The following is a 250-nucleotide window of genomic DNA, read 5'->3' as shown; positions in this document are numbered from 1 at the left end:
CACGAACGGGTTCCGCGGCGGGTTCGCCGGCCGCAGCGGCGGCGAGGTCGGCGAACGCGAGATGAAGGACTTCATCCGCTGCGCCGGGCGCTGGGCGGACGGTCTGCGGAAGGCGCTGACCAGGCTGGCCGAGGCGGACTGCGCCGTGCGGATCGCGCTGACGCACGACGCGCCGGTGCCGGACACGCTGGCGGGTGAGCCGGTGGAGATCTACCCGTTCCTGGGGAGCTTCCTGCTGGCCGAGGCGGTG

1 pseudogene is annotated in these 250 nt (G+C 74.0%); it reads left to right on the top strand.

The window, feature by feature from the left end:
* Positions 1–250, top strand: a pseudogene (locus A4V12_RS21670) (metallophosphoesterase); the annotation flags it as partial.

Source organism: Streptomyces noursei, from assembly GCF_001646665.1.
GTDB lineage: Bacteria > Actinomycetota > Actinomycetes > Streptomycetales > Streptomycetaceae > Streptomyces > Streptomyces lavendulocolor.
Note: the sequence above shows the minus strand (reverse complement) of the source record. Positions and strands in the feature narration are given on the sequence as shown.